We start from the raw sequence: 23,189 nt of genomic DNA, 5'->3' as shown, positions 1-23,189 counted from the left end.
CAAGAACCGTCCGGAGCAAAGCGAAGGCCGGCCCGCAGCGCAGTAACTGCGCGGGGCCGGCCTTCGGCGTTTGCGGGGGCGGCGGGCTACTTTTTGCCCTGGTTGGCCACGGCTTCGATGGCCGCCGCGGCGGCGTCGGCGTCGAGGTAGGTGCCGCCGGCCTTCACGGGCTTGAGGTTTTCGTCCAGTTCGTACACCAGCGGGATGCCGGTGGGGATGTTCAGGCCGGCAATGTCGTCGTCGCTAATGCCGTCAAGGTGCTTGACCAGGGCGCGCAGCGAGTTGCCATGCGCGGCCACCAGCACGGTCTTGCCGGCTTTCACATCCACCGAGATGTCAGACTCCCAGTACGGCAGGAACCGATCCAGCACGTCCTTGAGGCACTCGGTGCGCGGGAGGTTTCCGTTGAGGTCCGCATAGCGCGGGTCCCCCACCTGCGACCATTCGCTGGAGTCATCCAGCTTGGGCGGCGGGGTGTCGTAGGAACGGCGCCACAGCATGAACTGCTCGTCGCCGAACTCTTCGCGGATCTGCGCCTTGTCCTTGCCCTGCAGTGCGCCGTAGTGGCGCTCGTTCAGGCGCCAGTCCCGCTTGACGTCGATCCAGTCCCGGTCTGCCGCCTCGAGGGCGATGTTGGCGGTGACGATGGCGCGCTTGAGCCGCGAGGTGTAGAGCACGTCGGGCAGGATGCCCGCCTCAACCAGCAGTTCGCCGCCGCGCTTGGCCTCGGCCCGGCCCTGTTCGGTCAGTGGAACGTCCACCCAGCCGGTGAAGAGGTTTTTCTCGTTCCAGTCGCTTTGGCCGTGCCGCAGCAGAATCAGCTTGAAGTTCGAAGAGGCAGTCATGGCTGTAATCCTAGCGTTTACACGCCTTTCCCAGCCTCCCGCGACCGTGACGTTACGCACGCTGCTGCGCCGCGCCCCGCCGTCGTCATGTGGGCCTTCCCCGCCTGTGACCTGCGGTTTTAGTTTCCAACAGGGGAATTACGACGGCGGTGGGCGGCCGCCGTCGTCATCCCGTGTTTCCGGGCGGCACTTATTCTTTTTCCTTGTGCCCAGCCTGAAGACTGCCCCCGCCGCGTCCGGCCACACTGTGGAGTACCCGAGGGGCGGGCCGGGCAGGCCAGGCAAACCGGTCGGTTCCATCACGCGGGGCACCACCAACCCGAACCGGCTGCGGCGGATGGACCGCTGGCTCTCCGGCCCGAGCGCGGCCAGCGTCAAAAAGGCAGCCGATCCGCTGGTCATCGACCTGGGCTACGGCGCCGCGCCGATCACCGCCGTCGAACTCCACCACCGGCTGGCCAAGGTGCGCCCCGATGTCGAAGTGATCGGGATCGAGATCGAACCAGAGCGGGTCCGCCGCGCCAAAGCGCTGGAGCGGCCGGGGCTGAGTTTCCGGCAGGGCGGCTTTGAGATCCCGGTGGCGGGACGCCGTCCGGCGGTGGTGCGGGCCTTCAACGTGCTGCGCCAGTATGACGAGTCGGAGTACGCCGCGCACTGGGACATGGTTCGGGCGCGGCTGGCACCGGGCGGGCTCTTCATCGACGGCACCTGCGACGAGATCGGCCGGCGCGCCACCTGGGTGGCCATTGCGCCCGAGGGGCCGGTGTCGCTGAGCATCTCGTTACGGTTCGGCGCCTTCCACCGGCCCTCCGACGTGGCCGAGCGGCTGCCGAAGGCGCTGATCCACCACAATTTCCCGGGCGAGAAGATCCACCGCTACCTGCAGGCGCTGGACAAGGCCTGGGCGGAAGCCTCCGTACTGGCTTCCTTCGGCAACCGGCAGCGGTGGCTGGCCATGTGCCACAGCATGGCCGCAGCCGGCTGGCCCGTGCTGGACGGGCCGTCACGGTGGCGCCTTGGTGAAGTGACGGTGGCCTGGGCCGCGGTGGCGCCGGGTTACCAGCGCTCGTAGGAGCCGTTTACCAGGGTCCGTAGGGGCCGTAGGCGCTGCCGCCGGAACCCTTCAGCTCGTTCAGCGCCGGCTTCACATCCGCCAGGTACACGGAGGCAGCGGCGACGGCGGCCAGCTGGAACAGCATCCAGGTGCCCAGTCCGGTCCCCAGCAGCGACAGGGCACCCACGGCGACGGAACCGGCGGTCATACCGGTCCAGAACCCCTTGGTGCGCTTGAAGGCGGCCTGGAAGTGCTCGCCCTTGCGGCCGAGGCAGTCGACCAGTGCCCACAACTCAATGCCCAGGGCAAGAATCCCCAGGCCGAAATACAGCCAATGCTGGAACGCGTAGACAAGTAGCACCTTCCAAGCCTAACTGTTCTTGCGCCTATCAGTCCTGCACTTTTTGCAGGGCCTGGTCCAGATCGGCCCACAGATCGGCTACGTTCTCGATTCCGACGGAAAGCCGCAGCAGGTTTTCGGGCACGCTCTCCGGTTCGTTGACGTGCCGGCGGCGCCGCTCGATCAGCGACTCCACCCCGCCCAGCGAGGTGGCGGGCAGCCACAACTGCAGTGCCTCGATGACGGCTTCAGCGGCAGCCGAACCGCCGCGGATCTGGATGGCGATGATGGAGCCGAAGCCGTTCATCTGCGCTGTGGCACGCTCGTGCCCCGGATCGCCCGGCAGGCCCGGGTAGCGCACGGCTTCCACCCGCGGATGCTGCTGCAGTTTCGCGGCGAGCTCTGCCGCCGTCGCCTGCGAACGCTCCACCCGCAGCGCCAGCGTGCGCACCCCGCGCAGCGCGAGCCAGGTTGCGAACGGACCGGCGATGGCCCCGTGCAGGGAACGGTGCATGAGCAGCTTCGCCTGCAGGTCCGGATTGGAGGTGACCACGGCGCCAAGAACGACGTCGGAATGTCCCGCAAGATATTTCGTCACCGAATGGACAACGACGTCGACGCCGAGCTCCAGCGGGCGCTGTCCCAGCGGGGTGGAAAAGGTGTTGTCGGCAACCACCAAAGCACCGGCGTCGTGCGCTGCCTTGGCGAGGATGCCGAGCTCGGCTATCTCGAGCATGGGGTTGGTGGGGCTTTCCAGCCACAGCATGTCGGCACCCTCGAGTTGGGCCTTGACCGCCTCGGTATCCGCAATGTCCACGGTGCGGATCTTCACCGCGCCGCGCCCGGCCAGGTCTTGTGCCAGGGCCAGGCTGCCTTGGTAGCTGTGCTGAGGCATGACCACCACGCCGCCGGCGGGAACCAGGGACAGCGCCGCGGCCACGGCGGCCAGCCCCGAGGCGAAGACCAGGGCAGGCAGTTCGGCGCCCTCGAGTTCGCCCAGGGTTTCCTCGAACGGGTCCCAGGTGGGGTTGGAGTAACGCCCGTAAGCGCGGTCGCCCGCCACGACTTCGCCGAGGCCGAAGAACGTCGAGGACAGCACCACCGGCGCGTTCACCGGGGAATCGTGGGTCCGCTCCGGGCGGCCGGCGGAAACCACAACGGTGTCCTGGGCAAGGTGGTCTGGATGCTGGGATGCGCTCTGGCTCATGACAGCAAGGTTAATCCCGCAGGCCGTCCACAGGTTAACTCATGACTCTGTGGCAGCAGCGAACAACGGTACGCTAATTGGGTGACTTCCCCCGGTACCCCCTCCCCCGCTCGCGCCCGCGCGGGGCTGTTCATCGCGTTCGAGGGCGGCGACGGGGCCGGCAAGTCCACCCAGGCAGCTGCCGTGCAGGCCCGGCTGGAAGCCGCCGGGCACGCTGTACTGCGCACCCGCGAGCCCGGCGGCACACCCATCGGCGAAAAGCTGCGCTCCCTGGTGCTGGACCACGGCCACGGCGAGATCGATGCCCGCACCGAAGCCTTGATTTTTGCCGCCTCGCGGGCGGCCCACGTGCAGCAGGTGATCGTCCCGGCGCTGGAGCGCGGCGAGATTGTGCTCTGCGACCGTTTCATCGACTCGTCCGTGGCCTACCAAGGCGCCGGGAGGGAACTGGGCATTGCCGCGGTGCGGGACATCAACCTGTGGGCCACGGATTCGCTGCTGCCCGATGTCACGGTGCTGCTCGACGTGGCACCGGACCACGCCCGCGACCGGCGGCTGGCAGGTGAAGCCACCGAAGACCGGCTGGAGTCCGAACCGGATGACTTCCACGGACGGATCCGGGCCGCCTTCCTGGAGCTGGCCGCGGCCCGCCCCGACGACTACCTGGTGCTGGACGCGCGGAGCGAACGCGAGGTCTTGACCGACGCCATCCTCGAGCGCATCTGCGGGTTGCTGGCATGAGCGTCTGGTCCGATCTGCCCGGCCAGACCGCCGTGGTGGAGCAGCTCAACCGTGCCGCAGCCGCCGAGCGGCCCAACCACGCCTGGCTGTTCACCGGCCCGCCCGGCTCCGGCCGGTCCAACGCCGCGCGGTCCTTCGCCGCCGCCCTGCTATGCGAACAGCCCGATCCCGCCGCCCGCGGCTGCGGCGAGTGCCACGCCTGCCACACCGTTTTGGGCGGCACCAACGCGGACGTGTCCGCCATGGTGACGGAGAACGTATCCTTCACCATCCGCGAGGTCCGCGACTGGGTCACGAAGGCGCAGGACAAACCGTCCTCCGGCCGCTGGCGCGTGATCATCATCGAGGATGCCGACCGCATGGCGGAGCGGACCACCAACGTGCTGCTCAAGGCCATCGAGGAGCCGCCGCCGCGGACCATCTGGCTGCTCTGCGCGCCAAGCCCGGCGGACGTGCTGGTCACCATCCGCTCCCGCTGCCGCCCGGTCGGCCTGCGCATTCCACCGGTGGGCGATGTGGCCGAACTGCTGGTCCGCCGCGACGGGGCCACTCCCGAGCTGGCCGAGTTCGCCGCCCGGGTTTCGCAGAGCCACATCGGTGTGGCCCGCCGGCTTGCCGCCGATGAGGACGCGCGCAGCCGCCGGGACACCATTGTCCGGCTGCCGCTGCGCCTGCGCGGGGTGTCCGATGCCGTCATGGCCGCCGGCGAGCTGGTGGAAATCTCCAATGCGGACGCCGCGGCTGCCTCCGAACAGCGCAACGCCGCCGAGCGCGAGGCCCTGCTGTACAGCCTCGGCGCGCCGGAGAAAGGCACGCTGCCGCCGGCGATGCGCAGCCAGCTGAAGCAACTGGAGGATGAGCAGAAGCGCCGGGCGAAGCGCAGCGTGAGTGATTCCCTGGACCGCGTCATGATCGACCTGACTACGTTCTATCGGGACGTGCTGGCCCTCCAGCTGGGCGCTTCGTCGGACCTGGTCAACGAGTACCTGCGGCCGGAGCTGACGTCCTACGCGGAACAATCGACCCCCGAGAAGACGTTGGAGAGGTTGGACGCCATCGCGCAGACCCGCAAACGGCTCAGCACCAACGTGGCCCCGGTACTGGCCATGGAGGCCATGGCAGTCGGCCTGCTCTAGATGCTTGACCACAATCCAGGAGAACAATTGATGCGCACCTTCCCGCGACGATCCGGCCTCGGCGCCAAAACCGCAGCGGCCGCCGTCGTGCTCTTCCTGCTGGCCGGGTGCGGGCTGCTGCCGGGGACGACAGATGCCCCGCCGTCGTCGTCGCCTGAAGTTGTCGGCAGCGTGGACGAGCAACTGATGCCGTACTACAACCAGTCGGTCAGCTGGGAAAGCTGCGAAGGCCGGTTCGAGTGCGCGGACATCGAAGTCCCGGTCGATTACGCCGATCCGGACGGCAAGAGCATCAAGATTGCCGCGATCCGCAGCACCACGGAGGGCGATTCCTTGGGTTCCATCCTGCTGAATCCCGGTGGTCCGGGCGGCTCGGGCTATGACACCGTGCGCGGCTCGCTGGAGCAGATGACCACCGAGGAACTGCGCGGCAGCTACGACATCGTGGGCTTCGACCCTCGCGGCGTGAAGCGCTCGGCCCCGGTCACCTGCATGACCGACGCGGAACGGGATGCCGCGCGCGAGGTGCAGTATGACCTGGACAGCGACGCCGGCATTGCGGAAGCCAGTGAGGATGCCGCCGAGCTGGCCGAGAAGTGCGCGGCGAAGACCGGCGAAGTCCTGGCCCATGTGGACACCGCCAGCGCCGCTAAAGACATGGACATCATCCGCGCCGTGGTCGGGGATGCCAAGCTGAATTACCTGGGTTTCTCCTACGGCACCTTCCTCGGCGCGACCTATGCGGACCTCTTTCCGGAGCGGGTGGGCCGGATGGTGCTCGACGGGGCGCTGGATCCTTCGTTGACCAATGAGCAGGTCACCCTCGGCCAGGCCAAAGCGTTCGAAGGCGCAATCCGCAGCTACGCGGAAAGCTGCCTGGCGTCCGCGGAGTGCCCCCTGTCCGGAACCGTGGACCAGGCCGTCGGCCAGATCCAGGACCTGATCCGGTCGGTCGAGGCCAACCCGCTGACCGCCGAGGACGGCCGCCTGGTCACCGTGGGCACCTTCGTCTCGGGGTTCATCGTCCCGCTGTACAACGACGTGAACTGGCCGCTGCTGACCCGTGCCCTGGACGGTGCTTTCGACGGCGATCCGACGGACATGCTGTACCTGGCGGACCTGGGCGCCGAACGTCAGGCAGACGGCGACTACACCTCCAACAGCACGGCCGCGTTTACCGCCATCAACTGCCTGGACTATCCGATGGAATCCGATTTAGCGGGCATGAAGGAAAATGCGGCGGCGCTGGAGGAAGCCTCGCCAACGCTGGGCCGGTACCTCGCCTACGGCGGCACGACCTGCGAGAACTGGCCGGCGGAGCCGGTGCGCACGCCCGCACCGGTTGACGCAGCGGGAGCCGATCCGATCCTGGTCATCGGCACCACCGGCGACCCGGCCACCCCGTACGAATGGGCCGTTTCCATGACTGAGCAGCTGGAATCCGCCTCACTGCTGACCTACGAGGCGCAGGGGCACACCGCCTACGGCCGCGGCGACAGCTGCGTACAGGACGCCGTAGACAGTTATTTCATCGAGGGCGCGATGCCGGATGAGGGCACGGTTTGCTAAGCCGGTTTTGACCAGCGCGCCCTTGCTCTCCTATAGTTGTTCCTTGTGGATTCTGGCCGGTTATCCGGCGTAGAAGCCCGGCCTCCTTAGCTCAGTCGGTAGAGCGTTTCACTCGTAATGAAAAGGTCGCCAGTTCGATTCTGGCAGGGGGCTCACCAAAGAAATCCCGTCGCATCAGCAGATGTGGCGGGATTTTTCTTTGCCCGCCGCGTTGCTAGCCACCGGCTGCACTGACGCTTACCAATCGACGACGGCGCCGCTAGCGGGTTTCCAGGTAGCGCTGCGCGTCCGCAACGTCCTCGATCACAATGTCCGCCCGCCGTCGTACGTTTTCAACACTGGCCGACCCGCCGGACGGCGTATCCGAGTGCTTGGGGTCCAGCCGGATCATGGCGGCGGCCTGGGCAGCCGCGGCGAGTGAGTTGCCGGCTTTGGACAGGCACCGATGGACGGCGGCCAGGTTTCCGCCGGGGATGTCCATGCCGTCGCTGGGATGCAGTTCCTGGGCCGTCATGCAGTACGTACGGACCTTGGGCAGCAGCGCGGCGAGTTCGTCGGCGATGACCAGGAGCTCGTCGTAGAGTTCCTCGTCCTGCACGCCTTCAAGAACCTGGTGGTAACGGTCCAGCCCGCGGCGGAACCGGTCGTGGGTGCGCCGCCAGATGCCTTTGCCCAGCTCCTTATCGTCCCGCCGGGATTGGCGGGCCGCTCCGAACAGCGCCACCGGGCTCAGAGGTACTGGCCCGGGGTGTGGGTGCCGGGGCCGGACGGGTTTTCCGATTCTGCCCCGTCAGCGCGGCGCGGTTCGCCGTCGTTGCCAATGACGACGCCGGGGGCAATGACTGTGCCGGGCGGGAGCTGGCGCATCTGCATCCGTGCCGCCATCTGCTGGGTGGCGGCCTGCTGCGCGGCGATGGCGGTCTGGATACCGTGGAACAGCCCTTCGAGCCAGCCGACCAGCTGGGCCTGGGCGATCCGCAGTTCGGCGTCCGACGGCGTGGAGTCGTCGGTGAAGGGCAGATTGATCCGGTGCAATTCGTCGATGAGCTCCGGCGCCAGACCATCTTCGAGTTCCGTCACGGAACGTTCGTGGATCTCCGCCAGCCGGTTCCGCGCGGCATCATCCAGCGGTGCGCTGCGGACCTCTTCCAGCAGTTGGCGGATCATGGTCCCGATCCGCATGACTTTGGCGGGTTCATCCACCAGGTCATGGAGCTGCGAGCCCTTCTTGCCGTTCCGGCCCGGTTCGTTCCGGGCTTCGGCTTCCTCCGCGCGCTGCTCGTCAGGGGTGAGAGCTCCTTCGATGGCCGGTTCTTCCGTCTGAGGTATCTGCTCGTCGCTCATGGTTTCATCTTGCCAGAGGCCGAAGCTAAATCCAGCCAGCAGCACAACAAACGGCACCCGCCCCGAAGTCTCCGTGAGGAGCCCGAGGCGGGTGCCGCCGCCGTTATTCAGCTGCGGGCCATTAGCAGCAGCGGCCTTCCGGATTGCGGTCCTGGCGATCCGTTTTGTCCCGCCAGAACTCACGCTCCGTCATGGGCGGCGTGCCGTTGTGGGTCCGTGCGTGGTGGTCAAGATACGCCTGGTAAGCGTTCTCGCCCATCAGGGACTTGAAGTACCAGACGAAGCCCTTCCAGCCGGCGTGTGCCTTGCCGGCCGCCTGGTTGAATGCCTTGTTCGTTGACATGGCCATCAGTGCTTCGACCGCGCCAGCCGCTTGTCCTGGGGCAGTTCGTCCCAGCGTTTCTGCAGTTCGCGCTCCGGTGGTGTGGCGATGAAGCCGGCCGGCGCGTAGGTGGCCGAGACGACGGCGGGGTCCTCATGGGACTTCTCGCCGCCCCGCTGCCAGGACTTGATCGTGGCGATGATGGCGGTGGCGATGACGATGATGGTCAGTACCACGAAGACGATGGACAGCGTGCCCTGGACCCAGGTGTTCCGGACCACCGCTTCCATCGCTTCGACCGACCCCGCATTGCCCAGGCTGGTCTCGCCGTTGGCCAGGGCCTCCTGGTGCGCGAAGTGGTTGGCCCAGTAGCCAACCCGGACGTCCTGCGAGAAGATCTTCAGGATCGACGCCCAGATGGTAATCACCGATGCAAAGGCCAGCGGGAGGGCGATGATCCACAGGTACTTGAACACGCCCTTCTTGGCCGCAATGGCCATGCAGACCGCGAGCGCTATCGCCGCCAGAAGCTGGTTGGCGATGCCGAAGAGCGGGAAGAACGTGTTGATGCCGCCCAACGGATCCGTCACCCCGAGTATCAGGATGTACCCCCAGCCCGCCACCATGATCGCCGTACAGATCCAGACCCCTGGGCGCCAGGACATGTCCTTGAACTTGGGAGCGAAGTTGCCGATGGTGTCCTGCAGCATGAAGCGGGCCACCCGGGTTCCGGCATCCACAGCGGTCAAGATGAACAGCGCTTCGAACATGATGGCGAAGTGGTACCAGAAAGCCATCAGGCCCAGCCCGCCGATCAGGCTCTGCATGATCTGGGCGAGGCCGACGGCGAGGGTCGGGGCGCCGCCCGTTCGCGAGACCACCGACTCTTCGCCAACATTGGCCGCCAGCTGGGTCAGCATGTCCGGAGTCAGGTTCACTCCGGCCAGGCCCAGGCTGTTGACGAAGGCCACCGCGCCCTCCACGGTCCCGCCGGTCGCGGCGGCCGAGGAGTTCATCGCGAAATAGATCCCGCGGTCAATGGAGATCGCGGCGACCAGGGCCATGATGGCCACGAAGGACTCCATCAGCATGCCGCCGTAGCCGATGAAGCGGGTCTGCTTCTCCTTGTGGACCATCTTCGGAGTGGTGCCCGAAGAGATCAGCGCGTGGAAGCCGGAGAGCGCACCGCAGGCAATGGTCACGAACAGGAACGGCCACAGGGAGCCGGGTACTACCGGCCCATCGGTCCGGCCGGCAAACTCGCTGATGGCGGGGATGTTGATTTCCGGTCGGACCAGCACGATGGCCACGGCCAGCATGACGATGGTGCCGATCTTCATGAAGGTGGAGAGGTAGTCGCGCGGGGCCAGCAGCAGCCATACCGGGAGCACCGCCGCGATGAAGCCGTAGATGATGATGCCCCAGGCGATGGTGATGCGGTCCAGCGTGAAGACGGCCACGCCCCATTCGGTATCGGCAATCATGCCGCCGCCGATGATCGCGGCGATCAACAGCACAAAGCCGATGATCGAAATTTCGCTGACTTTACCCGGACGGATGAAGCGCAGGTAGATGCCCATGAAGATGGCGATCGGAATGGTCATGGAGACCGAGAAGACGCCCCACGGGGATTCTCCCAGTGCGTTGACCACCACGAGGGCCAGGATGGCGACGATGATGATCATGATGGCGAGCGTGGCGATCAGTGCGGCGGTGCCGCCGATCAGGCCCAGCTCCTCGCGGGCCATCTGGCCCAGAGAGCGCCCGCCGCGGCGCATCGAGAAGAACAGCACCAGGTAGTCCTGCACCGCACCGGCCAGAATCACGCCGATGATAATCCAGATGGTGCCCGGGAGGTAGCCCATCTGGGCGGCCAGGATGGGGCCCACAAGGGGCCCGGCCCCGGCGATCGCCGCGAAGTGGTGCCCGTACAGCACGCGGCGGTCTGTGACCACATAGTCCTTGCCGTCCGCCTTGTACTCCGCCGGCGTGGCCCGTTTGTCGTTGGGCCTGGTGATCTTGTTCTCGATGAACTTCGAATAGAAGCGGTAGAAGATCAGGTAAGTGCACACCGCTGCGAAGACGAACCAGATGGCGTTGACGGTTTCGCCCCGTACGAAGGCGAGCATCGTCCAGGCCACGCCGCCCAGCAGCGCGATAGCCACCCAGATGGCGATCTTCAGCGGCGGCCATCGGCGCTCCTCGGCGGCGGCGATCTCCGGGTCGAGGGCTACCGGCGGAAGATTCGGATCCTGGACCAGGACGTCTGAGTCACGGTCCGGATCCGGCGCGGATCCTGCTGTGGGTGTATGGCTCATCATTGCTCCTGTTGAGACGCCTGGCGGATAAAAAGCTCACTTATCAGCAATCTAACAGCAGCGTGCATCAAGTCACAGGGATTCTGCATACCAATAGCCGAGCAGGCCGGAGTATGCGCCCAGCGGCCGCCGGCGCGAGGGCGCGGAACACTGGTTTTTTCCCCTTGCCAGGCAGCGCTAGGCGGCCGCGGTGGTGAGCAGGATCTTGCCGATGTGCTCGCCCGAGTCAAAGTACTCGTGCGCCTCGGCCGCCGAATCCAGCGGATAGGTCCGGCCCACCTGCGCTGCGATATCCCCCGAGGCGACCAGCGGCCAGACATGGGTCATGACGGCCCGTACGATCGCGGACTTCTCCTCCACCGGCCGGGACCGCAGCGTGGTTCCGATGACGGCGGCGCGCTTGGACATCAGCTGGCCGAGGTTCAGTTCCGCCTTGGCGCCACCCTGCAGGCCGATGACCACCAGCCGGCCTGAGGTGGCCAAAGCGTCCAGATTGCGCTGCAAGTATTTTGCCCCGACGACGTCGAGGATCACGTCCGCGCCGCGGCCGCCGGTGGCTTCCTTGACCTTGGCGACAAAATCCTCTTCCTTGTAGTTGATGAGGACCTGGGCGCCCAGGGGACGTACGACGTCGAGCTTGGCTTGGGAGCCGCCGGTCACCATGGGCAAGCCACCGAACGCCCGGACCATCTGGACCGCCATTGTGCCGATGCCGCCGCCACCGCCGTGAATGAGCACGCTTTCGCCTGCCTGCACTCCGGCCGCCATGAACAGATTGGAGAAGATGGTGGCCGTCACTTCCGGCAGCGCCGCCGCCGTGACCAGGTCAACCCCTTCGGGCACGGTCATCAACTGCCCGGCCGGCACCGCGACCTGCTCGGCATAACCGCCGCCGGCGAGCAGGGCGCAGACCTCGTCCCCGACCTGCCAGCCGGTGACCTCTTCACCGAGGGCAGCGATGTGGCCGGAAACCTCGAGGCCGGGAATGTCGGAGGCGCCGGGCGGCGGCGGATAGACTCCGCGGCGCTGCTGCACATCCGCGCGGTTCAGACCCGCGGCAACGACGTCGACAATCACCTCGCCCGGCTTCGGCACCGGCGGCTGGACTTCACGGACCTCGATGACCTCCGGGCCGCCTGAGCCCTGGTAAAAAACCGCCTTCATGCCCGCCTCCTGATGCACGCCAAAACCCGGCCGGAGTTTTGATATCTCCGGCCCCTCCGTGACACACTACTAGGCAGGGAAGGTTGTCCGAGCGGCCGAAGGAGCTGGTCTTGAAAACCAGTAGGCGGTAACCCCGTCTCATGGGTTCAAATCCCATACCTTCCGCTCCCTGTAACTCAAGGGCCTCCGGTTTCGGGGGCCCTTGAGTTGTTTAAGCTCAGCCACCCTTACGCACACCAGGATTCTTGTCAAGACTTCCCGGCGTCCCGGGAGTTACAAAACCCTTCTTTCAGAAAACTATTCCCTTGGTACTACCCGCGCGGTAACCTCTCGTTCATCCTGCTGGGCTGGGATTGTCAGGTGCGCTCGCACACCATCACTGCCTTGCTGCCGGACCGGCTCGCCTTTGATGCCGTCCTCCGGCACACCATATGGGGAACCGAAAACTGGAGATACCGTGCCAAAGGCTGCATCATCTATGAAAGCCACGCTGGGCGCTGCATTGTCGATCGGCCTGCTGGCCGCTCCCTTCGCAGCCCTGCCCGCCGCGGCAAACGAAACCGAACCGGAACCGACCGCTGAAGACCAGCAGATCGAACCGCAGGCCGCAGGCGACACCTACGAACTAAACCTGCTGGGCATCAACGACTTCCACGGCCGCATCGACGAAAACACGGTGAAGTTTGCCGGGACCGTCGAAGAGTTACGGGCGCAGAACCCGGATGGAACGCTCTTCACCTCGGCCGGTGACAACATCGGCGCGTCCCTGTTCGCCTCGGCGTCCCAGGACGACCAGCCGACCATCGATGTCCTGAACGCACTGGAACTGGCGACCACCGCCGTCGGTAATCATGAATTCGACAAGGGCTTCGAAGACCTGAACGGGCGGGTCTCCACGAACTCCAGCTACCCGCAGCTTGGCGCCAACGTGTATTCGAAGGGCACCACGACTCCCGTGCTGCAGGAATATGCGCTGGTCGAGGTGGCCGGACTGACTGTGGGCGTCATCGGTGTGGTGACCCAGGAAACCTCGACACTGGTCAGCCCCGGGGGCATTTCCACGCTGGACTTCGGCGATCCCGTGGCAGCCGTCAACCGCGTTGCTGCCGAGCTGACGGACGGCGCCGGCGATGAAGCCGACATCATTCTGGCGTCTTTCCATGAGGGAGCGGCCACCGGGGCGAGCCTCGATGCTGCGCTGGGCAGCGCGGTCTTTGCCCGCATTGCCAACGAGACTTCCGCCGAGGTGGACGCGATCTTCACCGGGCATACGCACCAGGCCTACACTTTCGACGCGCCGGTACCGGGCGCAACGGGTGAAACCCGGCCCATCGTCCAGACCGGGCAATACGGCGAGAACGTCGGCCAGATCCAGCTCAGTGTCACCGAGGGCGAGGAGAACGGCGAGGCGACCTTCGATGTCACGAGCTACGAGATGGCCCTTGAACCCCGCAAGGCGATTCCTGACGAAGACGCTGCGAACGCGGACGAGCTAAACAAGGCCCTCGACGACGAGCTGGCCAACACCTATCCTCGCGTGGCTGAGGTCCGGGCGATCGTCGACGCCGCCCTGGCCGAAGCCGAGGCGGTGGGGGCACGTCCGGTCGGCTCGGTAACGGGCGACATCACCACGGCCTTCACCCCCGACGGCGAGGACGAGGATACGCTGCCTGAGCGCGACGACCGCGCCAGCGAATCCTCGCTGGGCAACCTGGTGGCGGACTCGCTGGTGGAGACACTCTCGGCCGACGGACTGGGCGGCGCCGAGATCGGTGTCGTCAATCCGGGCGGCCTGCGCTCTGAGCTCTACTATGCGCCGGACGGAACCATTACGTTCGCCGAAGCCAATGCCGTGTTGCCGTTCGTGAACAACCTGTGGACCACCACGCTGACGGGTTCCCAGTTCAAGACGCTGCTGGAGCAGCAGTGGCAGCTCGATGCCGACGGCAACGTGCCCAGCCGCCCGTTCCTGCACCTCGGCCTTTCGGACAACGTCAACTACACCTACAAACCGAACGCCGAACAGGGCAGCCACATCACCGGAGTGTGGATCAACGGCGAGCAGCTGGATGAAACCCGCGAATACCGGATCGGCACCTTCAGCTTCCTGGCACAGGGCGGAGACAACTTCCATGTCTTCACCGAGGGCACCGATACCCGGGACTCCGGCCTGATCGACCGTGACGCATGGATCGCCTATCTGGAGCAGAACAGCCCGCTGTCCCCGTCCTTCGACCGCCGCGCGGTGGCCCTGACGGGTGTGCCCGCCACGGTTGAGCCGGGCCAGCAGGTGTCCTTCGAGGTCTCCAAACTGGATCTGACCTCGCTGGGCGCTCCGGTCAACACCGAGCTGACCCTGCGCTACGAACCGGCTGAGGGCGGCGACAGTGCCTATACCCGTTCTGTGCCTGCCGCGGCGTTGCCCGCAACGCTGGGCACTTTCGACGTGGCCGACGGCGCCGCAACCGTTTCCTTCACCGTTCCGGACGAGCTGAGCGGCGGCGTGTTCACCCTGACCGCGGCCGAGTCCGGGACGTTGGTGCGGCTGCCGATCGAGATCCCGGCGGCTGAACTTCCCGCCGGCATCGCCGAAATCCAGGGCACGTCGGATGTCTCGCCGCTGGTCGGCACGAACGCAACAACCCGCGGCGTGGTGACGGCAGTGTACCCGGAGGGCGGGTTCAACGGGTATTACATCCAGACCCCTGGCACCGGCGGCGACATTGCAGAAGACCATGCGGCCTCCCACGGCATCTTCGTCTTCTCCCCCTCCACCGTGGACGAGGTTGCCCTCGGCGACCACGTCGAGGTTACCGGCGGGGTCAGCGAATACCACGGGCTGACTGAACTGACCGTTGATGAGGGCGGACTGGTCCTGCTGGATGAACCGGCCGAGGAGGTCAAGCCTGCCGCAGTCGAGTGGCCCGCCAGCGCCGCCGAGCGGGAGAAGTTCGAAGGCATGCTGCTCGATCCGCAGGGCAGCTTCACCGTGACGGACAACTACTCACTGAACCAGTACGGCGAGATCGGCCTGGCCGCCGGAGATGAGCCGCTGGTCCAGCCCACCGCCGTGGGCACGTACGGCTCAGACGAGTTCTGGGCCGAAACCGAAAAGAATGCCGCGCTTTCCGTGACCTTGGACGACGGCGCCAGCATCAACTACCTGGGCTCCGACGCCAACAAGGACATCCCGCTGCCGTACCTGACCCCGGAGACTCCGGTCCGGGTGGGCTCACCGGCGGACTTCGACACCTCGGTGGTGCTCGACTACCGGTTCGGCCTCTGGCGTTTCCAGCCGCTGACCCAACTGACCGCAGCCAACAGCGAAACGGTCCAGCCGGCGTCGTTCTCCAATACCCGTACCCAGGCACCGGAAGTGGTGGGCGGCAACGTCAAGATCGCCTCCTTCAACGTACTGAACTACTTCACCACCACCGGCGACCAGTTGGACGATTGCAAGGCCTACACGGACCGGGACGGAAACCCGGTCACCGCCCGGAACTGCGATGCGCGCGGCGCCTTCGACGCCGAGAACCTGGAACGGCAGGAGGCCAAGATCGACGCCGCGATCAACGCTCTGGATGCCGACGTCGTGGCATTGGAGGAGATCGAGAATTCCGCGCAGTTCGGCAAGGACCGCGACGCTGCCCTCGCCACGCTGACCGCCGCCCTGAACGAGGCTCTCGCCGCCGCCGGCGAAGAAGCAGCAGCAGCATGGGATTATATGCGGTCGCCGGAAGAGCTGCCCGCGCTTGAGGACGAGGACTTCATCCGCACGGCCTTCATCTACAAGAAGGATGCCGTGCAGACCATCGGCGAGTCCGTCATCCACAACGACACCGATGCCTTTGCCAACGCCCGCAAGCCGCTGGCCCAGACGTTCAAGGTCAAGCACGGCGGCGCGGACACGAAGTTCATTGTGGTTGCCAACCACTTCAAGTCCAAGGGCTCGGCTCCGTCCTCGGGCGAAAACGCGGACCACGGCCAGGGTGCGTGGAATGCAGCCCGCACCGAGCAGGCAAAATCCCTGGTGGGCTTCGCCGGGACGATGCAGGAGAAGTTCAGCACGGACAAGGTTTACCTCACCGGTGACTTCAACTCCTATGCGCAGGAAGATCCGATCCGGGTCCTGGCCGCAGCCGGCTACATCGACCAAGGTGCCAAGACCGGCGAGCACAGCTACAACTTCGACGGCATGGTGGGCTCGCTGGACTACATCTTCGCTTCACCCGGGGCCGACGCCGTAGTGGAAGGCGCGGACATCTGGAACATCAACTCGGTCGAATCGATCGCGCTGGAATACAGCCGGTACAACTACAACGTGACCGATTTCTACGCCCCGGACATGTTCCGGGCCAGCGACCACGACCCGATCGTCGTCGGCCTGGAGCTGCCGACCGCGCGGGACAAGGCGCACGGCAAGCGGTAGGGGCAGGAGGGAACCTGTCAGGCCGGGCCCGCAGCGGCCCCGGCCTTGACCCGGCCGGCACCGGCAGGCGCGGCCGCATCCAGGATGGCGCGGGCAATATCGTCCGCGTCCTTCAGGGTGCGGCCGCCCTGGCGCGCCGGCGCACCGGCTTCCGCGGCAATGGACGTTCCCCACTGCACCGAGGACAGCTGCAGCCCCAGCACATAGAGATTCTCCACGGGCCGGCCGTTGACTCCGATGGGGCGGTACGGCGGCCGGGTGACATCCAGGCCGGACGTCGGAACCGGCGCGTCCTCGGCGCCGAGCATCAGCTTGGGCCGGACCAGGCCTGCCTCCATCAGGTGGCGCAGCAGCGCGGACCGGTTCTGTCCCACCCGGTTGGTCGGCATCATGGCTTCCATCAGATAGGTCGCCGAGTAGGCAGCGCCGCCGACCCAGGGCGAAGTGGCCCGGAACTGTTCGGTCCCCGGGTCCACTTCGAACTGCGGGTCAGGTCCCACGAACTCGACGATTCCGGCGCGGGCGAGCGCAGCCAGCTGTTCGATCCGCTGGGCCGGCGGTCCGCTGGCGAGGCCTTCCACCAGCGGCTCGAACCAGCCACGCAGCTCGGCGAGCCAGGATTCGTCGGTCAGTCCGCCGTCGGCCACAATTTCCTTGAGCAGGCTCCGCCCGGCGTTCAGCGCCCCGATGGCCATCTTCAACGGGTCGTCCTCGCCCAGCGCCGAGCCGGCCGCATCCGCCTCAAGGTAAGCGACCATGGCCTGCTGGTACTCCTGCGCGGAGGCGAACTTCCGCCCGGCGAAGGGCCGGGCCAGCGCCTCGACATCCAGCAGCCGTCCGGGCTCGACCTGTTCGTCCAGGTACCCGCGGATGCGGTTCCTCAGGGTCGGGCTGCCGGGCACGGTCTTCTGCCCCAGCAACTCCTGGAGCCCGGCCAGGAACTCGCGCGGATGCCCGTTGATGCTCCCGGGCTCCACCCTTGCCAGCGTGGAATAGTAGGTCCACAGCACGTCGCGCTGCAGCAGCGGCCACAGGTCGTGGTCAAAACCCGGCTGCACACCGGCGTCCGCAAAGAGCCGCGCGGCGGACGGCGTGAAATAGCGAAGTTCGACGCCGGCAGGCAGGTAACTTTGCAGCCTCGCCTTGGCGCGGTACGGGGTGCCACGGCGGGAGCCGGCCACCAGTTTGGGTTCCTTGCCGGAGGGCACGTACCGCATGGGTTCAGTGTTCGACGCCGGCATGAACGTGCCGCCCCGGCCTTGCGTCAGCTGGATCATCACGTCGAAGAAGTTCAGGCCCATGCCGCGGACCAGCATGGTGCGGCCGGCGGGGATGCGGTTGAAGTCGAGGTCCGCCGGCACATTCGGCGGCAGGTAGTGCAGGCCGTACCGGGCGGCTTCGTCCTGCAGGTTCTGCTGTTCCGGGTTCAGCGCGGCAGGCAGATGCCCCAGCGCCAGCACCACGGCGTCCGCGTCCACGGTGGTGCCGTTCGCGAGGACCAGCCGGCTGGTGCCGTCGATCCGGTGCAGGTGGGTTGCCTCGGCCTCGTGGACGTGGACCACTACGTGGTTTCCGGCCGCCTCGTTCAGCCGGGCGAACGTCCAGGCCAGGTACCGTCCGTACAGTGCCCGGCTGGGGAAGTCCGCGGCCGAGAGCGAGCGGGCCTCGTCCGCGTCCTCCGGCGGCACATCGCTGATGCTCCCGGCAACGACGGCGAAGCGCCATGCCTCGAAGGGCATTCCGGCCACGGGCGCGGCGTCGAGCTCGCCGGCGGGCACCACGGTGGGAAAGAGCGAGGGCGTGTTCATTAGGAACAGGCGGGACTGGCCGGCACGCCAGACATGGCCGGGGCCCGGCGGGTAGGGATCAATGAGGTGGATGTGCAGCCTGCCGGTCTCACCACGGTCCCGGTGATTGGCCACCAAACGTTCCAGCACGGAGGTACCGCGGGGGCCTGCACCCACGATTGCCACCCGGTAGCCGCGCTGAGATTCCATGCCTTCTAGCGTAACCGGGGCCGCGCACTGGCCTGATCCGGGCCTTCCCTGCCTGCCGCTCCTCCAAGCCGCGACGGCTCAGTTGCCCTGACCCCGACGGCTTGGTTGTCTGGCCCTGCCTAGGATGGGAAGCATGACTGAGGAGCCTACCCACCTGCCCGACGACGAATTCCGCTGGCTCGAAGACATTTACGGCGAGAAACCGCTGGACTGGGTCCGGGACCAGAATGCCCGCACCGAAACCAAACTGGTAGACCAGAAGTTCCTGGAGCTGGAGCAGAACGTGCTCGAGGTACTGGATTCGGAAGACCGGATTCCTGCCGTCACCAAGCGCGGCAATTTCTACTACAACTTCTGGCGGGACAAGGCGAACCCCCGCGGCCTCTGGCGGCGCACCACCTGGGAGAGCTACGTGCAGGACTCACCCGAGTGGGATGTCCTGCTGGACGTGGACGCGCTGGCCGCGGCCGAGGGCACGGAATGGGTCTTCGCCGGTTCGCAGTTCCTCCGCCCCGCGGACGGCACCAGCTACCGGCGCGCGCTGCTGCGGCTCTCCCCCGACGGCGGGGACGCGGTCACGCTCCGGGAGTTCGACGTCGAAACCCGCAGCTTCGTGGACGGCGGCTTCGAGATTCCCGCCGCCAAAACCTACGCCAGCTGGCTGGACGAGGACAGCATCCTGCTTGGAACGGACTTCGGGCCCGGCAGCATGACCACGTCCTCCTACCCGCGCACCAGCCGCATCCTGCGCCGGGGCCAGAAACCGGCGGACGCCGAACTGTATTTCGAGGTGCCCGCCGAGCATATGCTGGCGCAGGCCGTCCACGACTCCACCCCAGGTTTCGAGCGCGAGATCGCGGTGGACGTCATCGATTTCTTCAACTACCGCAACTACCTCAGGCGCGACGGCGGATGGCTGCCCATCGACGTGCCCACTGACGTGGAAGTCGGCTTCCACAATCAGTGGCTCACCCTGCGCCCGCAGACCGATTGGCAGCCGGCCGGCACCAGTACCACCTACCCGGCCGGCTCGCTGCTGGCCGCCGGGCTCGAGGATTTCCTCGCCGGCAGCCGCGACCTCATCGCCCTCTTCACGCCGGATGCCGGCACCTCGCTGCAGTCCTGGAGCTGGACGCAGAGCTTCCTGCTGCTGAACCTGCTGCAGGACGTCTCTTCGCAGGTGCTGGTCCTGGACCCGGCGAAGGACTGGGCGGCCGCGGAACTCGATGCCTGCCCGCCGCTGCATTCGGTGGATGCCTCGGCCGTGGACGATGAGGACAGCGACGACTACTGGCTGGTGGCCACGGGATTCCTCACGCCGTCCGCGCTCTCCCGCGGCACTGTGGCAGGTGGGCCGGCCATGGCGGTGAAGTCGTCGCCGTCGTTCTTCGATGCCTCCGGCCACACCGTGGAACAGCATTTCGCCGTGTCCAAGGACGGCACCAAGATCCCGTATTTCCAGGTAGGGCCCAAAGACCTCACGTACGACGGCGGCAATCCCACGCTGCTCTCGGGTTACGGCGGGTTCGAGGTCAGCAGGACGCCTGCCTACAGCGGGACTGTCGGCCGGGCCTGGCTGCAGCAGCGCACGGCGGACGGGCGCGGCGGAGTGTACGTGCTCGCCAACATCCGAGGTGGCGGCGAGTACGGCCCGGCCTGGCACCGCGCCGCTTTGCAAGCCAACAGGCGCCGCGCGTACGAGGACTTCGCGGCCGTCGCGCAGGATCTGATGGACCGCGGCGTGACCCGGCGGGAGCGTCTGGGCTGCTCGGGCGGTTCCAACGGCGGGCTGCTGGTGGGGAACATGCTCACCCGGTACCCGCACCTGTTCGGGGCGGTCTCCTGCGGGGTCCCGCTGCTGGACATGGCCCGCTACACCAAGCTCTCCGCCGGGTACTCGTGGATTGCCGAGTACGGCGACCCGGAGGACCCGGCGCAGTGGGACTTCATCCGCACGTTCTCGCCCTACCACCTGCTTGAGCCGGGAACCGAGTACCCGGACACGTTGATCTGGACGGCGACCTCCGATGACCGGGTCGGACCGGTGCAGGCGAGAAAAATGGCGGCCCGGATGCGGGACATGGGCGTGGAGAATATCTGGTTCCACGAAGCACTCGAAGGCGGCCATGCCGGCGCCAGCGACAACAAACAGGCCGCCCGCCTGCAGACTCTCTCCAACACCTTCCTGTGGAACGCGCTCACCGATTGAGGCATGAAGATCGGCGGAGGAGACCACCTGGTGGCGCCCGTTTTGATCTGACCCGGTTATCTGGGTAATCTTGATGGGCTGGCAACAGCATCTTGGAGACGTGCCAGAGCGGCCGAATGGGCTTCACTGCTAATGAAGTGTGGGCCTAAAGCCCACCGGGGGTTCAAATCCCCCCGTCTCCGCGTTTGACCCCTGCAGTTCCGCGAGGAACTGCAGGGGTCTTTTGCGTTTTCGCGCCGTATTTCCGGGGGTCCGTGGCCCCGTGCCCGCCCGGCGGCCGGGCGGGCGTTGGCCTTCTCAGTCCCGGAACATCAGGCTTTCAGAGCAAGGGCGAACGGCAGCACGGCCTCGGCTCCGGCCCGGCGCAATGTGCGGCCGGCAACCGTGACGGTCCACCGGCTGTCCGCCAGATCGTCCACCAGCAGGACCGGCCCCGGATTGCCCGCGAACCATTCGGCGCCACCGGCCGGCACCTCGAACTGATCCCAGACGTCGGCCAAGCGGTACGCGCTGTTGCCGCCCGGGCCGCCCTTCGGACCGCCGCCGGGCATGGACAGTGCGCCCAGGTAGGGCATCTGCCCGATGCTGGCCAGGCCCTCGGCCAGCGAACCGACCAGTTGCGGGCGGGTCCGGGACGGCACGCTGACCACGGCGAGGGGCCGCTGGGCCCAGCCCCATTCCGCGAGCACGCGGACGCAGGCCTGCAGGGTCAGCTGGTCCAGCGGCTGGTCCGGCGCCTGTTCGGACAGCAGCTCGCGCAGTTTGCTACCCCAACCCAGATCCGTCAGACGGGCCAAGGCACGGCCGGGCTGGTTCGCCTCCCCAGGCCCGATCTTGCCTTTGACCTCCACACCCAGCCGATTCATGCCGGTGGGCCACATGGCGCGCGGATCCAATTCGACGCCCACCCGGTGCAGGGCGGCATCGGCGCTTTCCGTGGCGGACTCGGCCACCGAGTCCGCATACCAGCGGCCGGCGCAGTTATCGCAGCGGCCGCACGGTGCGGCCGCCGGATCATCCAGCTCCCGGGAGAGGAATTCCATCCGGCAGCCGGTGGTGTTCTCGTAGTCCAGCATGGAGTTCTGCTCCGCGACGCGCGCCTTGGCAATGCGCTCGTAGCGCTCGCGGTCATATTCCCAGGGCTGGCCGGTGCCTTCCCAGCCGCCCGAAACCCGTTGCACGGCCCCGTCCACGGCCAGCACCTTGAGCAGCAGCTCCAGCGGGGAGCGCTTGAGATTGACGCGGGTTTCCAGCGCCGCGGTGGAGAGAACCGACCCCGGCTGCGCCAGTTCCCGCAGGACGGCCAGCGCAACGTCCTCGTTCGGCATGGACGCGGTGGCGAAGTACGCCCAGATGTCGCGGTCTTCGCGGCCGGGCAGCAGCAAGACATCAGCGTTCGGCGTTCCGCGGCCGGCGCGGCCCACCTGCTGGTAGTACGCCACCGGCGACGACGGCGCCCCGAGGTGCACTACGAACCCCAGGTCCGGTTTGTCGAACCCCATGCCCAGGGCGCTGGTGGCGACCAATGCCTTGACCCTGTTGTCCTTCAGCGCCGCCTCGGCAGCCTCGCGGTCTGCCGGGTCCGTCCGGCCGGTGTAGGCGAGCACTTCGTGGCCTGCCTCGCGCAGCAGCCGGGCAGTATCCTCGGCGTTGGAAACGGTCAGGGCGTAGATAATGCCGCTGCCGGGCAGTTCGTGCAGATGCGTCAGCAGCCAGCCCAAGCGTGCCCTGGCATTGGGCAGGCGCAGCACGCCCAGGCGCAGGGATTCCCGCGCCAGCGGACCGCGGATGGTCAGCACCTCCCCGCCGGCCGCAACGTCGCCGGCAAGGGCCGCGGCCCCGAGCTGTTCTTCGATGTCGTGGACCACGCGCGAGTTCGCCGTCGCGGTAGTAGCCAGCACCGGCACGGTAGCGGGCAACTGCTCGATCAGGTCCCGGATGCGCCGGTAGTCCGGGCGGAAGTCATGGCCCCAGTCCGAGATGCAGTGCGCCTCATCGATCACCAGCAGGCCCGAACTGCGGATCAGCTCCGGCAGCTGTTCCTCCCGGAACCGCGGATTGTTCAGCCGCTCCGGCGAGACCAGCAGGACGTCCACGCTGTTGCCTGCCAGCTTGGCGCGGATATCATCCCATTCCAGCTGGTTGGCCGAGTTGATGGCGGCGGCACGGACCCCGGCGCGCTCGGCTGCGGAGACCTGGTCCCGCATCAGCGCGAGCAGCGGAGAGACGATCAGTGTTGGGCCGGCGCCCCGGGCACGCAGCAGCAGGCTTGCCACGAAGTAGACGGCGGACTTTCCCCAGCCCGTCCGCTGGACCACCAGTGCCCGCCGGCCCCCGGCCACCAGAGCTTCCACAGCCTCAAACTGCCCCGAGTGGAACTGTGCCTCCGGATTTCCCACCAGTCGGCGGAGGATTTCGGTTGCTTCTTCCCGAAGGTCGGTTACCTGTCCGGTCATGCTCTGCAAATCAGCCATTACCCCAGTATTACAGCCGCGCCTGACAGTCCTGTCGGTT

The 23,189-nt window shown here is 66.8% G+C and carries 16 protein-coding genes and 3 tRNA genes; 9 read left to right on the top strand and 10 right to left on the bottom strand.

Translation table 11 applies throughout. The features are described 5' to 3' along the window. Window positions 1-86: 86 nt before the first annotated feature. Window positions 87-845 (bottom strand): phosphoglyceromutase, encoded by a 759-nt coding sequence (locus B0G38_RS20185; RefSeq protein WP_264671102.1) that lies wholly within the window; start codon window positions 843-845, stop codon window positions 87-89. 337 nt (window positions 846-1,182) lie between these two features. Here B0G38_RS20185 and B0G38_RS20180 point away from each other — a divergent pair, with 337 nt between their 5' ends. Beyond that, a complete protein-coding gene (locus tag B0G38_RS20180) occupies window positions 1,183-1,917 on the top strand; it encodes a class I SAM-dependent methyltransferase (protein WP_264671119.1) in 735 nt (244 codons plus the stop codon). Between the two features lie 7 nt (window positions 1,918-1,924). On the opposite strand, the gene B0G38_RS20175 is transcribed toward B0G38_RS20180, so the two are convergent. Both B0G38_RS20175 and B0G38_RS20170 read right to left on the bottom strand, forming a co-directional pair. Then, on the bottom strand, window positions 1,925-2,260 hold the full coding sequence (locus B0G38_RS20175) for a DUF2516 family protein (RefSeq protein WP_139006834.1): 336 nt from the start codon (window positions 2,258-2,260) through the stop codon (window positions 1,925-1,927). Window positions 2,261-2,288: 28 nt separating this feature from the next. After that, on the bottom strand, window positions 2,289-3,446 hold the full coding sequence (locus B0G38_RS20170) for a trans-sulfuration enzyme family protein (RefSeq protein WP_264671101.1): 1,158 nt from the start codon (window positions 3,444-3,446) through the stop codon (window positions 2,289-2,291). A gap of 81 nt (window positions 3,447-3,527) precedes the next feature. Here B0G38_RS20170 and tmk point away from each other — a divergent pair, with 81 nt between their 5' ends. From tmk to B0G38_RS20150, 4 genes are all read left to right on the top strand, one after another. Beyond that, window positions 3,528-4,187, top strand: coding sequence for a dTMP kinase (gene tmk / locus B0G38_RS20165; RefSeq protein WP_264671100.1), 660 nt, complete (start codon window positions 3,528-3,530; stop codon window positions 4,185-4,187). Beyond that, window positions 4,184-5,323 (top strand): DNA polymerase III subunit delta', encoded by a 1,140-nt coding sequence (locus B0G38_RS20160; RefSeq protein WP_264671099.1) that lies wholly within the window; start codon window positions 4,184-4,186, stop codon window positions 5,321-5,323. Before tmk ends, B0G38_RS20160 begins: the two co-directional genes overlap by 4 nt. A 30-nt stretch (window positions 5,324-5,353) precedes the next feature. Continuing rightward, on the top strand, window positions 5,354-6,892 hold the full coding sequence (locus B0G38_RS20155; RefSeq protein ID WP_264671098.1) for an alpha/beta hydrolase: 1,539 nt from the start codon (window positions 5,354-5,356) through the stop codon (window positions 6,890-6,892). A gap of 80 nt (window positions 6,893-6,972) precedes the next feature. Beyond that, window positions 6,973-7,045 (top strand) — tRNA-Thr (locus B0G38_RS20150). Between the two features lie 106 nt (window positions 7,046-7,151). Here the strand turns inward: B0G38_RS20150 and B0G38_RS20145 are convergent. The 5 genes from B0G38_RS20145 to B0G38_RS20125 form a co-directional block, all read right to left on the bottom strand. After that, the gene (locus B0G38_RS20145) at window positions 7,152-7,616 is read right to left on the bottom strand and encodes a hypothetical protein (protein ID WP_264671097.1); all 465 of its coding nucleotides are present in this window, start codon (window positions 7,614-7,616) and stop codon (window positions 7,152-7,154) included. 5 nt (window positions 7,617-7,621) lie between these two features. After that, window positions 7,622-8,236, bottom strand: a complete 615-nt coding sequence (locus tag B0G38_RS20140) for a bacterial proteasome activator family protein (protein WP_264671096.1) — start codon at window positions 8,234-8,236, stop codon at window positions 7,622-7,624. A gap of 121 nt (window positions 8,237-8,357) precedes the next feature. Next, a complete protein-coding gene (locus tag B0G38_RS20135) occupies window positions 8,358-8,579 on the bottom strand; it encodes a YbdD/YjiX family protein (RefSeq protein ID WP_264671095.1) in 222 nt (73 codons plus the stop codon). Between the two features lie 5 nt (window positions 8,580-8,584). Then, window positions 8,585-10,879, bottom strand: a complete 2,295-nt coding sequence (locus tag B0G38_RS20130; protein WP_264671094.1) for a carbon starvation CstA family protein — start codon at window positions 10,877-10,879, stop codon at window positions 8,585-8,587. A gap of 174 nt (window positions 10,880-11,053) precedes the next feature. Next, the gene (locus tag B0G38_RS20125) at window positions 11,054-12,040 is read right to left on the bottom strand and encodes an NAD(P)H-quinone oxidoreductase (protein WP_264671093.1); all 987 of its coding nucleotides are present in this window, start codon (window positions 12,038-12,040) and stop codon (window positions 11,054-11,056) included. Window positions 12,041-12,117: 77 nt separating this feature from the next. On the opposite strand from B0G38_RS20125, the gene B0G38_RS20120 reads away from it, so the two are divergent. Continuing rightward, window positions 12,118-12,205 (top strand) — tRNA-Ser (locus tag B0G38_RS20120). Between the two features lie 313 nt (window positions 12,206-12,518). After that, window positions 12,519-16,469 (top strand): ExeM/NucH family extracellular endonuclease, encoded by a 3,951-nt coding sequence (locus tag B0G38_RS20115; RefSeq protein WP_264671092.1) that lies wholly within the window; start codon window positions 12,519-12,521, stop codon window positions 16,467-16,469. A 17-nt stretch (window positions 16,470-16,486) separates the two neighbouring features. Here B0G38_RS20115 and B0G38_RS20110 read toward each other — a convergent pair whose 3' ends face one another. Next, window positions 16,487-18,466, bottom strand: coding sequence for an FAD/NAD(P)-binding protein (locus B0G38_RS20110; RefSeq protein WP_264671091.1), 1,980 nt, complete (start codon window positions 18,464-18,466; stop codon window positions 16,487-16,489). 124 nt (window positions 18,467-18,590) lie between these two features. On the opposite strand from B0G38_RS20110, the gene B0G38_RS20105 reads away from it, so the two are divergent. Then, window positions 18,591-20,675: a prolyl oligopeptidase family serine peptidase gene (locus B0G38_RS20105; RefSeq protein ID WP_264671090.1), complete on the top strand. Its 2,085-nt coding sequence runs from the start codon at window positions 18,591-18,593 to the stop codon at window positions 20,673-20,675. A gap of 94 nt (window positions 20,676-20,769) precedes the next feature. Continuing rightward, window positions 20,770-20,857 (top strand) — tRNA-Ser (locus B0G38_RS20100). Between the two features lie 129 nt (window positions 20,858-20,986). Here the strand turns inward: B0G38_RS20100 and B0G38_RS20095 are convergent. Continuing rightward, window positions 20,987-23,149 (bottom strand): RecQ family ATP-dependent DNA helicase, encoded by a 2,163-nt coding sequence (locus B0G38_RS20095; protein ID WP_413542097.1) that lies wholly within the window; start codon window positions 23,147-23,149, stop codon window positions 20,987-20,989. Between the last annotated feature and the right edge of the window lie 40 nt (window positions 23,150-23,189).

It is taken from the genome of Crystallibacter permensis, assembly GCF_025960875.1.
Lineage (GTDB): Bacteria > Actinomycetota > Actinomycetes > Actinomycetales > Micrococcaceae > Crystallibacter > Crystallibacter permensis.
This window is presented reverse-complemented; position numbering and strand designations above follow the sequence as displayed.

Excerpts from the sequence above, each read along its gene's own strand:
- B0G38_RS20185 (WP_264671102.1), bottom strand. The coding sequence starts at position 845 with ATGACTGCCTCTTCGAACTTCAAGCTGATTCTGCTGCGGCACGGCCAA.
- B0G38_RS20095 (WP_413542097.1), bottom strand. The coding sequence starts at position 23,149 with ATGGCTGATTTGCAGAGCATGACCGGACAGGTAACCGACCTTCGGGAA.
- B0G38_RS20105 (WP_264671090.1), top strand. The coding sequence starts at position 18,591 with ATGGGAAGCATGACTGAGGAGCCTACCCACCTGCCCGACGACGAATTC.
- B0G38_RS20110 (WP_264671091.1), bottom strand. The coding sequence starts at position 18,466 with ATGGAATCTCAGCGCGGCTACCGGGTGGCAATCGTGGGTGCAGGCCCC.
- B0G38_RS20180 (WP_264671119.1), top strand. The coding sequence starts at position 1,183 with ATGGACCGCTGGCTCTCCGGCCCGAGCGCGGCCAGCGTCAAAAAGGCA.
- B0G38_RS20135 (WP_264671095.1), bottom strand. The coding sequence starts at position 8,579 with ATGTCAACGAACAAGGCATTCAACCAGGCGGCCGGCAAGGCACACGCC.
- B0G38_RS20155 (WP_264671098.1), top strand. The coding sequence starts at position 5,354 with ATGCGCACCTTCCCGCGACGATCCGGCCTCGGCGCCAAAACCGCAGCG.
- B0G38_RS20130 (WP_264671094.1), bottom strand. The coding sequence starts at position 10,879 with ATGATGAGCCATACACCCACAGCAGGATCCGCGCCGGATCCGGACCGT.
- B0G38_RS20170 (WP_264671101.1), bottom strand. The coding sequence starts at position 3,446 with ATGAGCCAGAGCGCATCCCAGCATCCAGACCACCTTGCCCAGGACACC.
- B0G38_RS20125 (WP_264671093.1), bottom strand. The coding sequence starts at position 12,040 with ATGAAGGCGGTTTTTTACCAGGGCTCAGGCGGCCCGGAGGTCATCGAG.
- B0G38_RS20140 (WP_264671096.1), bottom strand. The coding sequence starts at position 8,236 with ATGAGCGACGAGCAGATACCTCAGACGGAAGAACCGGCCATCGAAGGA.
- B0G38_RS20160 (WP_264671099.1), top strand. The coding sequence starts at position 4,184 with ATGAGCGTCTGGTCCGATCTGCCCGGCCAGACCGCCGTGGTGGAGCAG.
- B0G38_RS20115 (WP_264671092.1), top strand. The coding sequence starts at position 12,519 with ATGAAAGCCACGCTGGGCGCTGCATTGTCGATCGGCCTGCTGGCCGCT.